This is a genomic window from Acinetobacter sp. YH12249, assembly GCF_013417475.1.
In the GTDB taxonomy this organism is placed as follows: domain Bacteria; phylum Pseudomonadota; class Gammaproteobacteria; order Pseudomonadales; family Moraxellaceae; genus Acinetobacter.
Map to the genome: position 1 here is coordinate 25,942 of NZ_VPDX01000002.1, position 14,366 is coordinate 40,307.

10 protein-coding genes and 1 pseudogene are annotated in these 14,366 nt (G+C 38.3%); 5 read left to right on the forward strand and 6 right to left on the reverse strand.

The features are described 5' to 3' along the window. Nucleotide 1 precedes the first annotated feature (1 nt). Nucleotides 2-601, reverse strand: a complete 600-nt coding sequence (locus FTV25_RS01415; protein ID WP_180001975.1) for a hypothetical protein — start codon at nt 599-601, stop codon at nt 2-4. An 806-nt stretch (nt 602-1,407) separates the two neighbouring features. On the opposite strand from FTV25_RS01415, the gene FTV25_RS01420 reads away from it, so the two are divergent. The 3 genes from FTV25_RS01420 (at nt 1,408) to FTV25_RS01430 (ending at nt 7,589) form a co-directional block, all read left to right on the forward strand. Further along, nucleotides 1,408-2,667, forward strand: coding sequence for a carbohydrate porin (locus tag FTV25_RS01420; protein WP_180001976.1), 1,260 nt, complete (start codon nt 1,408-1,410; stop codon nt 2,665-2,667). Nucleotides 2,668-2,833: 166 nt separating this feature from the next. Then, entirely contained in the window at nt 2,834-5,236 is a 2,403-nt protein-coding gene (locus FTV25_RS01425; protein ID WP_180001977.1) for a glucose/quinate/shikimate family membrane-bound PQQ-dependent dehydrogenase, read from the forward strand. A gap of 232 nt (nt 5,237-5,468) precedes the next feature. Next, complete coding sequence (locus FTV25_RS01430; protein ID WP_180001978.1) at nt 5,469-7,589, forward strand: TonB-dependent receptor; 2,121 nt, start codon at nt 5,469-5,471, stop codon at nt 7,587-7,589. 280 nt (nt 7,590-7,869) lie between these two features. On the opposite strand, the pseudogene FTV25_RS01435 reads toward FTV25_RS01430, so the two are convergent. Next, nucleotides 7,870-8,259 (reverse strand): annotated as a pseudogene (locus FTV25_RS01435) (tautomerase family protein). Between the two features lie 183 nt (nt 8,260-8,442). Between FTV25_RS01435 and FTV25_RS01440 the strand changes: the two are divergent. Beyond that, nucleotides 8,443-8,733 carry a hypothetical protein gene (locus tag FTV25_RS01440; protein ID WP_004785797.1) on the forward strand — a complete coding sequence of 97 codons (291 nt, stop codon included), beginning with the start codon at nt 8,443-8,445 and terminating at the stop codon, nt 8,731-8,733. A 204-nt stretch (nt 8,734-8,937) separates the two neighbouring features. Here FTV25_RS01440 and FTV25_RS01445 read toward each other — a convergent pair whose 3' ends face one another. The 4 genes from FTV25_RS01445 to FTV25_RS01460 form a co-directional block, all read right to left on the reverse strand. Then, nucleotides 8,938-9,381 carry a BLUF domain-containing protein gene (locus tag FTV25_RS01445; protein WP_180001979.1) on the reverse strand — a complete coding sequence of 148 codons (444 nt, stop codon included), beginning with the start codon at nt 9,379-9,381 and terminating at the stop codon, nt 8,938-8,940. A gap of 211 nt (nt 9,382-9,592) precedes the next feature. After that, a complete protein-coding gene (locus FTV25_RS01450) occupies nt 9,593-10,603 on the reverse strand; it encodes an HlyD family secretion protein (protein WP_180001980.1) in 1,011 nt (336 codons plus the stop codon). Nucleotides 10,604-10,637: 34 nt separating this feature from the next. Next, nucleotides 10,638-10,838 carry a DUF1656 domain-containing protein gene (locus FTV25_RS01455; RefSeq protein WP_034706223.1) on the reverse strand — a complete coding sequence of 67 codons (201 nt, stop codon included), beginning with the start codon at nt 10,836-10,838 and terminating at the stop codon, nt 10,638-10,640. A 3-nt stretch (nt 10,839-10,841) separates the two neighbouring features. Next, a complete protein-coding gene (locus FTV25_RS01460) occupies nt 10,842-12,917 on the reverse strand; it encodes an FUSC family protein (protein ID WP_180001981.1) in 2,076 nt (691 codons plus the stop codon). 424 nt (nt 12,918-13,341) lie between these two features. Between FTV25_RS01460 and FTV25_RS01465 the strand changes: the two genes are divergently transcribed. Then, a complete protein-coding gene (locus FTV25_RS01465) occupies nt 13,342-14,136 on the forward strand; it encodes an IclR family transcriptional regulator (protein WP_180001982.1) in 795 nt (264 codons plus the stop codon). Nucleotides 14,137-14,366: the final 230 nt, after the last annotated feature.

The window sequence follows — 14,366 nt, forward strand, 5'->3', positions numbered from 1 at the left end:
CTTATCTATGCTCCAGAATGGATAAAAAGGCTTCGATAAAGTTAGGCAGTCTTTTATGATGGATCTGACCGACCTTAATTACTTCATAGGTCAGACCATCAGCCTGAAGGTGGTTACTTTCAGCTTTTAATTTCTGCAATGTCAACTGCAAGCCTTTTAACCATTCTTCAAGCGCCTTGATCGGAATATCATTTTTAAGATCTCCACCTTGCATGGCAGTTTTAAAATGACTCAAGGTCGTACTATCCTTAAAGCAGGCTTCCACCTGATGTTCAGTACTTTCAAATAGGTCATGCTTGATCACAAATAAAAATTTTCCAATCGCTGGTTTAAGCGCGCTGAGATAAATATTTTTTTCATTCAGGGTATATCTTTTATTTCTGGTATTAATAAATTCTGAATTCCAGCCTTGGGACTCTAGAAAATGATCCATTTCAGCGAAGATGAGATCAGTGACTTGTTCCTCAATGCGTTCTGCGAGTTCCTTTAGTTCATGACTGAGCACGATCAGGTTATTTTCCAGCTTTGAGCGCTGGGATTTTTCTTCATCATGCTGCTTGGATTGGGCCAAAATGGCTTGGAAGCGTTGTTCAGGCGTCATGATTTTACTCACTTGATATACAGCCTTGATCACTTAATCATGTGACTGAAAAGCTTTAATTGCAAGCAGGAAAAGAGGGGGGATATTTGGGAAGATTTTAAAGTAAAATATATACTTTTACTGACATAAATTATTGTTTTTAAATTTAATAATTATTATTAAAATATTTTTTATTTGGTTTTAAACTAGAATCGTTACATATTTTGTAGCGATTCAATTCAGTTAATGATCATTACTCGTTTTACTCAATATCACCCATTAAAAGATAAAACTTATATAAGGTGGTTAATAAGAATATTGATAGAAAGGATTAAGAAAATATACATCTATAATCAACTATAAAGAGTCAATAATTTTAATTTTTACATATATTTAAACTTTATTTAGCAGATATCACTCTTTATCTTATTTAATGGGTTTAAGTACCTATATAGATCTAGTTTTTTCTCAATTTTCCTCGCTAAGAAACCCAAGAATAGAACGGCAATGACCATCAAGTTTTAGTATATAAAATGAGCAAAAGACCAAATATTTTTTTATTACGCAATTCGAATTGGTAAATTTTTGTACAAACGAACTGATGTAGAAAAAATATTTATAGGTAGTATTATTTTTATTAATATTATATTTATTTTCTATTAAATTATTGAATTTAAAATTTAAAATTTTCTTAAATTAAAATTAACAAAAGAATTAGATTAGCTAAACTTCATAACATTATTAATACTTTTCCTTCATTATTTGAAACTAAAAAATTAAATGAGTGTACTATATTTAGTAAAAACGTGATTAAGGTGAAGCATTTAATGTCTATTTCTCCCTTATCTAAGGCTGTCTATACATCCTTAGTTGGATTGCTATTGGCAAATACAACTACTCAGGCCGCTGATGCATTTAGTGCAGAAAGTCCGTGGATGTTGGGTGACTGGAATGGTCAACGTATCCAGCTTCAAGAACAGGGCTATGATTTTAGCTTTGGATATACAGGTGAAATGGCGACTTTACTTGACGCGAAACGCTCAAATAGCCATGGCACAGAATATACCGGTCAGTTAAACCTGGGTGCTCATCTGGATCTGGAAAAAATTGCTGGCTGGCAAGACACTGAAGCACAAATTACAGTAACGCATCGTGATGGTCGCAACCTTTCGAATACTTCTGATGCGCTTACAGGACATTTAAGTTCAGTTCAGGAAGTATGGGGTCGCGGTCAAACTTGGCGTCTAACAGATTTCTGGATCAAGAAACAATTCTTGGATCAAAAACTGGATGTCAAAGTCGGACGTTTTGGTGAAGGTGAAGACTTTAACAGTTTTGATTGTGACTTCCAGAATCTGGCATTGTGCGGTTCACAAGTGGGTAACTGGGTAGGGGATCAATGGTATAACTGGCCGATTTCTCAATGGGCTGCGCGGGTTAAATATAACGTTACCCCGGAAGTTTATACCCAGGTCGGTGTCTATGAATATAACCCTGAGAATCTTGAACGCGGTAAAGGCTTTAACCTGAGCACAGACGGATCTAAAGGCGCGATCATTCCTGCAGAAGTGGTCTGGACACCGAAACTGGGTGAGCAAAAACTGCCAGGTGAATATCGTGCCGGGTATTACTACAGTACCGCTGATGCCAGAATATTTGATGGCGTGACTCCACAAGATGAACAAATCCAAACTGGTCATCATCACGGGGGGTGGATTGTAGCTAAGCAACAGCTGACTTCACATCAAGGGGATACATCACGAGGTTTAAGCGGTTTCGTGAACGTCACTGTTCATGACTCTAAAACCAACCAAGTTAGTGATATGCAAAATGTCGGTCTTGTCTACAAAGGTGCGATGAATGCCCGCCCACAGGATGAAATCGCTTTGGGTGTTGCCCGTATCAATATGAACAATGATGTATTGGGTAACCGTAGTGAAGAAGTCGATGCGGAAATCTATTACGGCATTCATGCAACTAACTGGCTAACCATCCGTCCAAACCTGCAATATGTCCATCATGTCGGCGCATATAAAGACGGTGAAAATGTCTGGGTAGGCGGAATCAAGTTTAATACGTCGTTCTAATCGGAGTTTTTAGTTGCAAATACACAATTGATTCTTCCATTACTTTGGGGCATTGATGAACTGATACTCCAAGTATTCATGTATTTATAACTAAGAACTTAACAATATGGTGTCTATGCCGCTTAAGTGCTTAGACGTTCAAGAAATCAAAAAAAAGGTGTTCAATATGAATACTTCGTCTTCAGGTTCAGTACTGAAAACGATTCTGGCAGCTATTGCTGCCATTTTCGGTTTGGTTCTGCTATTTGGAGGAATATATCTGGCAACACTTGGTGGGTCTTGGTACTACATCATTGCCGGTCTGTTCTTCCTGGCGACAGCCGTGTTATTACAAAAACGTAAAAGCACAGCCCTTATTGTTTATGCAGTATTGGTCCTTGGTACAGTGGTATGGGGTCTTTGGGAAGTGGGTTCAGACTTCTTTGCACTGGCACCACGTCTAGATATTTTAGGCCTATTCGGTCTGGCTCTGCTGATTCCTGCAGTAACTCGCGGTTTTGGCGACAGCAAAGCTGCAAAAATGGCGCTGACTGGCTCGCTGGCAATTACGATTGCTGTCATGATTTATTCTGTATTTAATGATCCGCAAGAAATCCGTGGCGAATTAAAATCACAGCAACCTGCAGTCCATCAATCTATTCCAGGTATTGCCGATGAAGATTGGCCTGCTTATGGTCGTACTCAGTCAGGTTTACGTTATTCTCCATTAAAACAGATCAATTCTGAAAATGTAAAAGATCTTGAACTGGCTTGGGAATTCCGTACTGGCGATACTAAAACAGATAAAGACTCTGGTGAAACGACCAATCAGGTGACTCCAATTAAAGTGGGGAACAACCTGTTCATGTGTTCAACTCACCAATATCTGATTGCACTTGATCCTGCGACTGGTAAGGAGAAATGGCGCTTCGATCCTAAACTGAAAGCGGACAATACCTTCCAGCATTTAACTTGTCGTGGCGTATCTTATTATGATGCGAACAATACTGCAGGTTTTGAAAGCAGTCTGGCTGCACGTTCAACAACTTCTGCTGAATGTCCTCAGAAAGTGATCTTACCGGTCAATGATGGACGTCTGGTCGCAGTGAATGCGACTACAGGTAAAGTATGTTCTGACTTTGGTAACAATGGTGAAGTTGATCTGCAAAAAGACATGCCATTCCCATATCCAGGCGGTTATAACCCCACTTCACCTCCAGTAATTACAGGTACAACCATCATTATCGCAGGTTCAACCACTGATAACTATTCAACTGAAGAACCTTCAGGCGTGATTCGTGGTTATGACGTAAATACCGGTGAATTATTATGGGTATTTGATACTGGCGCAGAAGATCCAAACGCGATTCCAGCTCCAGGACAAAAATTTGTAAACAATTCGCCAAACGCATGGGCACCATTGGCTTATGATGCACAGCTGGATATTGTCTATGTACCAACAGGTGTAGGTACACCAGATATCTACGGTGGTCACCGTACTGAGCTAGATGAGCGTTATGCGAACTCAATGCTGGCACTCAATGCCTCAACTGGTAAATTGATCTGGAACTTCCAGACTACTCACCACGACTTGTGGGATATGGATGTACCAGCTCAACCGACATTGACTGATATCAAAGACAAAAACGGGAACATGGTTCCAGCCATCTATGTGCTGACCAAAACCGGTAATGCCTTTGTATTAGACCGTCGTACAGGTGAAGCGATCGTTCCGATTACTGAAAAACCAGTACCTCAGTCAGTAAAACGTGGTCCGCAAACCAAAGGCGAATGGTATTCAAAAACTCAACCATTCTCTGACTTTAACCTGGCACCTAAAGATAAATTGACTGATAAAGACATGTGGGGTGCCACTATGTTTGACCAGTTGATGTGTCGTGTATCGTTCAAGAAATTAAACTATGACGGTATTTATACGCCACCATCTGAAAATGGTACGTTAGTGTTTCCGGGTAACCTCGGTGTATTCGAATGGGGCGGTATGTCAGTCAACCCAGACCGTCAAATCGCATTAACCAATCCAATTGGTTTGCCATTTGTATCTCGTCTGATTCCGCAAGATCCGAACCGTAAGCAGACTGCCAAAGGTGCAGGTACTGAAGCGGGGGTACAGCCAATGTATGGCGTGCCTTATGGTGTTGAAATCAGTGCCTTCCTGTCTCCATTCGGCTTACCATGTAAGCAACCTGCATGGGGTTATGTGGCTGGTGTTGATCTGACCAATCATGAAATCGCTTGGAAACGTCGTATCGGTACGATTCGTGACAGTATGCCGGGCATTCCATTGCCTCCATTTAAAATGGGTGTACCAATGTTAGGTGGTCCAATCTCGACTGCAGGTAATGTGATGTTTGTCGGTGCAACTCAAGACAATTACATCCGTGCGATCAACGTGACTAATGGTGATGAGCTGTGGAAAGGTCGTCTACCTGCAGGTGGTCAAGCGACGCCAATGACTTATGAAGCCAATGGTAAGCAGTATGTTGTGATTATGGCGGGTGGTCACGGTTCCTTCGGTACCAAAATGGGTGATTCTTTGGTTGCCTATGCACTACCTGACAATAAATAATGAAGTTTTATAGTTAAGTAAAAAAGCCTGATTCGTCAGGCTTTTTTATGCAAAATACAGGCTGTTATGACAATAAAGCTTGATTAGAAAATCATGAACCTTTAGCTCAGCTTTCCTGCAAGTATTCAGTTTGATCTTATGCAGATGCTGAGTCTTTAAAATTAATAAGACACTTTTAAAACGTTTGAACTCCCATGGCATGAGTGAATGCCAGATATTAGGAATATTAGCTATGCACCTTCATACCACGCGGTTGCCGATGAAATCGACTTTATCCTGTCTGATTGCTTGTATCAGTCAAGGAATTTATGCGGAAGAACCGGTTACAGAGGTACAGCGACTGGCTCCCATTGTGGTTGAAGCAACCCGTACAGATCGTGCCATTCTGGAAACACCGGCATCTACCTATTATCTGAATCAGGAACAACAGAATAGCCTGAATGTAAATCTGTCTGAAACCTTAAAAGGTGTACCAGGTTTACAGCTGAATAACCGCGAAAATTATGCTCAGGATTTACAGATATCAATGCGGGGCTTCGGTGCACGTTCGACTTTCGGTGTGCGAGGAGTACGTTTATATGTAGACGGTATTCCTGCGACTATGCCGGATGGGCAGGGGCAAACCTCGAATATTGACCTGAATAGCTTGGATCATATTGAAGTGCTGAGTGGGCCATTTTCTTCGCTATATGGTAATTCTTCTGGCGGAACCATCCTGACACAAAGCCGTGAAGGGCAGGGACCTGATTCAGTCACTTTGGGATATTCGGGTGGCAGTCAGAATAAAGGCCAAACGAACCTGGTGCTACAAGGTGGTTCAGAAAATGCTTCTGAACCAAGCTATATCATCAGTTCATCTTATTTTGATACCGATGGTTTCCGTGATCATAGTGGTGCACATAAAGTACTGAACAATGCCAAGCTGACTTGGGATCTGGACGATGGCTCTAAAATTAACTGGGTCAATAACTATGTCAAAATTGCAGCAGATGATCCAGGTGGTTTAACTCGAGATCAATGGAAGGCTAATCCTAAACAAGCAGTAAAAGGTGTCTTAGATTACAACGCTCGCAAGGAAATTGAGCAAATACAGACAGGAGTAACTTGGAATAAACCAATTAATGATTTAAATGAAGTTTATGCAATGTTCTATGCTGGGCAACGTTCTGTAACTCAATATCAATCAACTCCAAAAGCAAATCAAGAACCTGCTAATCATGCAGGTGGTGTCATTGATTTTGATCGTAATTTCTATGGAACAGATATACGTTGGACAGGTAAAGAAATCTTACCGAATTTAAAACTCATTGCTGGGGTGGCAATTGATGCAATGACAGAAGATCGTAAGGGATATAACAACTATATTGGTGAAAATACGTTTGGAGTTAAAGGTGATTTACGTCGTGATGAAGACAATACGCTTTGGAATGCAGATCCTTATATTCAAGCATCCTATAACTTTACGCCAGATTGGACTTTAGATGCTGGTTTGCGTTATAGCAATGTACATTTTAAATCTGAAGATCATTACCTAAGCAATGGCGATAATTCAGGTAAAACGACTTATGAGCAAGTACTGCCTTCATTTGCAGTAAGTTGGAAAATTCTTCCTGAATTAATCACTTATGCAAGCTATGCACAAGGTTTTGAAACACCAACATTTACCGAAATGGCTTATCCAGCAGATGGAAGTACACGAAAATTTGACTTAAAGGCATCAGAAAGTGAAACCTATGAAATTGGGACGAAATCTGATACTTCATTTGGACAATTTACCGCTGCAGCCTTTTATACAACAACTGAAAATGACATTGTCTCTGCTGGAAGTGATAATGGACGTTCAACCTTCCGTAATGCAGATAAAACCCTAAGAAAAGGATTAGAGCTATCTTGGAGTAAAGACCTGTGGCGTAATCTGGCAGCACAAGCCAGCTATAGCTATATTGATGCAAAATTTGATGCAAATATTCCCGCTGAGGGGGCTGTAGCTGCAGTTCCAAAAGATAACTATATTCCCGGCATTGCTAAGAATCAGGCTTTCTTAAGCTTGGGTTGGAAACCTGAAAATGGTTTAAGTGCAGGTATAGATGTTCGTTATAGTGATAAGATTTATGTAAATGATGTGAATTCAGACTTTGCACCCAGCTATACAGTTACTGCAGCAAATATAGGATATAGCTGGACAGTGAATGATTGGGCTTTTAATACTTTTACACGTATAGATAACTTATTTGATAAAAACTATTCAGGCTCAGTTATTGTGAATGATATGACCAAACCAATAGGCCGTTACTTTGAACCAGCAGAAGGTCGTAACTGGAGTGCTGGATTAAGCGTGACAAAAGAGTTTTAATTTAAATGTGACTTAAGCTTTCTCAATTTATTCAAGATCCATGTTCACATGTGTATGTCCGCCAAGATCAGCAATAAGTGCGAATCTAAGGCGGACATTTCTATTTGAATCTAATATAGAGTGTATTTCGTATAATGTATATTATGTTAAATAAGATATTATGCATATAGCCTATTCCTGTATGTAGCACTCACTAATTAGTTAATATGTCTTTTTCATCCTCGTCGTGTTAAAACGTAGTTATTAAGATTAGTTTGAAAGTTTTCTTTATATAAATCACTTAAATATTTACCTCATAACCTAGATGAAGCTCATCCGCAATTTTCCCTTGAACACCCCAATTTTCTTTTAGGAGTTTCAAATATAGTTATTTGAATATCATTAGATTTAATTTCACATAAATGACTTATATTTTTAAATAAAGCCAAAACAAATGCTTTCTTGGTCTCTTTTGTTCTTCCTTCAAATATTGAAATCTCGATAATGATATAAAATCTAGATCGATTCTTTAGGTAAATAAAATTTTCAGACTCTAAAGGTATAAATCGTTGAAAAATCTTTTGTCGGGACAACTTAGCTTTTTGATTAAAGCTTGATGGATAGCTTGAATCAGTTCTATTCTATGTACTTCGATTGTTTCATTTAAAGTATAAATTTTTATTTGAGACATTGTTTTCTACGCGCTTATAGTTACAGTTTTAATTATAGTGTGCGCTTTAATCTGGCTAGCGTTGTTGTTCAGCATCATTCATAAAAAGTTCAATTATTTATACAAAACAACTAAATGCTGCCCTGTCTAAATTGATAAAATTCTGGTCCTCTATAAAAAACTTGAAGATCGATAAGGACTAAAGTGAACAGACAACATGATTTACCTGAACTAAGTAAATATAGTGAGCTAAGTAGCGATGAACAAGTAGCTATTCATCAAATGCTTATCTCTTACGTACGCTCAGATCACTTTTATAATATTATCTTGACTCACAATGTTGAACCCTATGACTTGGTTAAGCTTGTAAGTATTAGTTTTGAGAATAGAGACGCAGCTATCTGGGTTCATTTCGAAACAATAACTGCTGAAAGACTAACTATGCCTCTCGATTTTATTTCAAGAATAGAAATATGTAATCAGGAAATATTTTAAATATTGAGACTTGAAGTGCTGGAATTTATTTAAGTTGCCTCGGAATTTTAAATCTATTAAAAAATAGAGACGGTTAACCATCTCTATTTTTTAAAACTAAAAATTTAATTATTATATAAATTTCAATAACTTAAAATTATAAATATAACATGTAATATAGCAATTTCTTTAAATTAACATATCACATGTTACATCTTAATCTGACTAAGCCATCACCTGGGCTTTGTATAAATCATCTTCGTGCTGTCTGAGTAATTCTATAAAAGCAGGAATAGTGTCTGGTTCCAGGAGATAAGGATTAAATCCATCATGATGATTCTTGATAAAGAACTCAATGAGATCATTATGGACATTGGCATACTTCATGTGCCAACTGGAGAAAAGATATGAGTCGATTAGTTCATAAGAGAGAATTTCACAGTTCTTATGGCGTGGATCTTTGACTATTCGATTGTAGAAAAGGTCTTTTACACTTTCTTCAGTGCCTTCCAAACACTGGACAAAATAATTATTTCCGAAATAGAGTGCGCCAAAGATTTTGTGTAACTCATTAAAGTCTAAGGCTTCTGTTAAAATATTATAAAGTTCAGAAGTAGAGTATTTCTCATCTTTGAACTTACTTACATATAAAAGCCTTACGTCATTCATAATAAAAAATTCCTCCTGTTTAAAAAAAGTTCATACGAAAATATAAAAATTTGAACGAATGGTCAATTAAAATGTAATGACAAGGTAGTTTAATGGTCAAATTACATACTTCTTATTATTACCTTTTTTATATAGCTGTTTGATCTTTTTAAATCAGGATTCATGACAAGGTTCTCTTTTCGTAAAGAACCTTGTGTTATTGAATTACAGGTCAGTTTTTTCCTTGCTTTTCTATATACACTGTTGCTGTTCGCCCTGCAACGAAGGCAAGTTCATTCTTTGGTAATTCATCCAGAATAATCTTAACAGGGACACGTTGGGCTAAACGCACCCAACTAAAGGTTGGATTTACATTCGCTAAAAGACCTGAACCAGCAGTACGTTCGCGATCTTCAACCCCAGAGGCAATACCTTGCACATGGCCCTTAAGTTTTTGCGAATCACCCATCAGCTGAATTGTAGCTGGTGCTCCCACGTAAATTTTATCCAGTTTGGTTTCTTCAAAATAACCCACTACATAGAGCTGCTTACGATCTAGTAATGCTGCAACCGCTTGGCCAACTTTGACATAGTTCCCTTCTTTTAATTCAAAATTTGATAATGTCCCATTTGCCGGAGCAACAACTTCTGAACGATGTAAATTAAGTTGCGCGAGATTGAGGTTATTTTCAGCGACTTGTATTAGTGCTTTTTGCTGTTCGATATTCGCTTTGGCCTGTTCGATTGCAGCTAAGGACTGCTCATGCTCGGCATGTGATTCATCTCGTGCAGCAAAAATCTGATCCTGTTCCTGTTTTGAAATAGCACCATCCATTAAACTTGAATAACGGCTCGCATTCTTGTCTGCCAGATGAATACTTGCTTGGGATTTCACGACATTGGCTTTAGCATTCGCCAGTTCAGCCTCAGCTTGCGCTAAACCTGCTTTTGCTTTCGCAAGATCCGCACGAGCCTCTTCAACATCCAGTTCTTGACGTTCAACATCAATTTTAAATAATGGCTGCCCTTTCTTGATGGTCTGGTTATCTTGCACCAGTACTTCTGTGACCAGGCCTGAAATATCTGATGACACCTGAATTACATCACCACGTACACGCCCGTCCCTCGTCCATGGCTCAGAATTATAATAATTCCAGATATGTCGAATCACTAAAATGGCGAGAACAGCCACTACCGTCAAAAGTACAGGTCGCAAATATTTGCGTAAATTGACAGATGTCATATACGGTTTTCCTCAATCATTTTAATATCAGACCTCATAGTAATAAGCCTGCCCAATGGACGGCGCCCAGCAAAAGTACGTAAGTGCATAAATAGAAAATATTCGGCATGATGATCCAGTCATTTGCGACTAGTTTATCTAGCCACTTCATCAAGATTCTGAGCAGTACATAGGCAATCACAGCTTGAATCAATAAAATCGGCACATACACACCATAGATATTCAGCTCTCCCATGTATTAATCTCCTGCGCCTACATATCTTGGCGGTGTCTTGATATGACATAAGCTGCTACGAATATTGTTGAGTGAAATATGCAGCCGTTCTACAACATCTGTATGTTCCTGCATGATGAGACCTACTTCTAGAGCTTGTATTTTGTTAATTAAGTGTGTGAAGGCAGCATCATAATCTTGTCCAATTTCTTTGGCACGAAAATATTCATCCAGCTGTATTTGAAGATCTTCGAGTTGCTGGGTCAAAAGCTGCTGTTCAGGTAACTTGAGTATGAGTTCCTGTAACCGTGCCAGATCCACGACGGCGCTGGATTCAATGAGTGCTTGATTGATTTTATTTTTCAGATCTTCAGATTCTACAGCTTTAGTATTCAATACCCCGATGCGGTCCATCATCGTACGTAAATGGATACGGAACTGTACCCCATAAGGAATATAAAGTGCCTGACGAATGGCTCGGTTATGAATGGCCAAAATGCGCTGTACGGTTATATCTGGCGACATTGCACGGATCATATGGATAATAAATACAGCAATGATTGGTCCAATCACTGTACCAATCGCTGCATCGAAGAAAGAAATTTGATTCAGGGTATAACGGTTCTGAAAATTCAGCCCCATGATCGTACCCATCAACAACGGCAAACCAATTCCAACCAAGAGTGGATGCAAAAAAAGCATCAGGCAATATATGCAGAATGGTGCAAGTACAAGCGCTAACTGCCAGAATTCTATAATATTTGGAAAAATTCCATAGGCATATATGAAGATAACGATCGAAGCATATAAGCTACTACGAATAAACAGCTTCAATGCAGGCACCGGATTATCCAGCGCCGTTAATATACAAGCACTAATTGCAGCCATTTCAGCCAGCATAAATCCTGCTTTCCAGCCGCTTAAGATCCAAAAGGCAGTAGCAATAAAAACAGTGAGGCATGCAGAAACCCCGCCCCGCACTGCTACACCATGATCACGATGCAGGGTTGGATAGTTTGTAGTAAGTGGAACAATCATTTCAGGCAGTGAAGTATCCCCTTGTTGGATTCGCTGCCAGATCAACTTAATTGCATGGATATTCTGAATAAAATGACGGATATCCATTTTCAAACTTTTCAATATTACAATTTGCTCATCTTTTGAATGTTCAAAAATTTTTAGGAAATCTATTTCAAAATCAGTAGGAAGCTGATTCAATTCAGACTCTTTCAATAGATGTTCATCTGTTAGATATGTATTAATTTTGGAATGTAAATCTGCTAATGACTGGCGATATTCTGTATCAATGAAGTCTAACTGTTGCATGCGTTCAGACATTGCCACCAAATTACTCACCAGCATTGTGATCTGGTTCAGCATTTCCTGCAGTGGTTTGGTCATTCCCTGTAGAGCTGATTTTTCATAGCTTAAATGCACAGCCATGACATGAATATCTGCAATATCTGCAGCCAATTGGCTTAAAGCTTTTGTATAGTTCTGGTCTTGACGTGGTTCTAATAGAATTTTATTAAAAATCTGCTGAGTATCCGCTAAGGTTTTACTGACACGACTTTTCACTGCGGGGCCAATATGCATTGGAAATATGGTCGTCGTCACAATCGCGCTGCAAACGACGCCAATAGTAATTTCCAGAAAGCGTCCTACCGCCATATCAAATAATGAAGCAGTATCAATAAAGTAAATGATATTAAAGCAGATGATGACTGTCGTATATCCAGCCAGCATCAGTATATAACTGCGCGGTGTACGATCAAGCAGAGAGAAATATAAGCAAAGACCAACCCAACAGGATAAAAACAGCGTAAACAACCACGGGGTATTGATTAGCCAAGGAGTAACTGCAACTGCCACAATTGCGCCTAATAAAGTACCTAGTACACGATAGATACTTTTTGAAGCGGTCATACCCGTATAAGGATTGGCAATAACGAAAACTGTGCCAATAGCCCAAATCGGGTAAGCAAGATCTAAACTCAACGCAACGTAGAGCGCCAAAATACCAGCCACAAACGTTTTAGTCGCAAAAATCCAGTCCATTTTATTTGGACGAAATGCGAGTAAAGATTTTATAAGCAGCATGGTTTTTCTCTAAGAGCTTATTTTATTTTCTAAAGCAAATAACCTGCCCACCAAGCCCAAAGAACTCAGTGACAAAATTTTTACTTGTTGAAAGTCTATAAAATTAGAATATTCAGCTGATTAAACTGAAACTGGTTGATGAAAATATAAAAAGCAAAAGATAATGCTTTTCTTAATTATTCATCATTGGATATTTGTGTAAGTAATTTTTTCAAATAAACGCTTTATTGTCAATAAAAATATCTCTATATGAGAATAAGTATGATTTTTATCATTGCATAGGCCGTTAAGCTGAATATTTATCTCTTTTCTTCCTATATCCTCATTATCCGAGAATTTTAGGTAAATAGTTGCCTCTACTACCCTCTTTTAAGCTAAAGTGAGTCATCACCTTTTTCAATAGTCAGCACTTCAGGTTTTTTTTATGGCGCAAGCAAGTTTTGGAAAAATTCTTACGGTTCTCGATCTATTTTCGTTATCACGTTCAGTGATTAATGTAGATATCATCAGTGAAGAATTAAACCTCTCCAAACCTACCAGTTATCGCTATTTAAAAGAATTGGTATCGGCTGAATTATTACAGCGAATCAGTGGCACATCCGGTGACTATACGCTGGGTTCGAAAATTGCTGTTCTGGATTATATTTCAAGAAAAACTGATCCTTTGGTTCAGATCAGCATTCCCTTTATGCAGGAAATCGTCGAACGGACTGAGTTCTCTTGTATATTGACTCATCTCAATTATGATTCTTGTATCGACTTACATGACGAAGTCTTTAAAAATGCACATCTGCTTTCATTCGGACGCGGTTGTCCACGTCCGGTCTATGTAGGTTCATCTTCAAAAGTCATCATGGCACATTTATCGAAACAAGCGTTGCTTGATTATTACCAACGTTATGCAGATGCATTTGCAGAAGTAGGATTTGTGCAGAATGAAACCGCTTTTCTGGAACAAATGAGAAAGATCAAAAAACAGGGGTATTATTATTCTAGTGGTGAACTTGATCCTCAAGTTGCAGGTTTGTCTGTCCCAGTTAAATTCTCTCTTAAAGAACCGCCCTTAGCGCTTACTTTATTAGCCTCAAAAAATAGATTTGATTTTGTAAATCTGGAAAAATTAGTACAAATTCTTCAGGAGAAAGCACAGATTATTGAAAATAAGTTCCTCTACCATCCTGAAAGCACCAGTGACATTCGTAATAATTTAACCAAATAAAATTTAAATTATGTTTGAAAAACCATTCATATTCTCATAATATGATTATCATTCTTTAAGCCATAGCATTCTTACTGAATTAAATGGCGAGAAGATTCCTCAGAGGTGAAAAAGCCTATTTCGAATGAGATAGGCTTTTTTATTTTAATTTTGGATTTATAGCAATAATGCAGATACATTTAAGGAAATTTAAGAATTTTACAATTGCGATGTGTAGATAAAATCTAAAG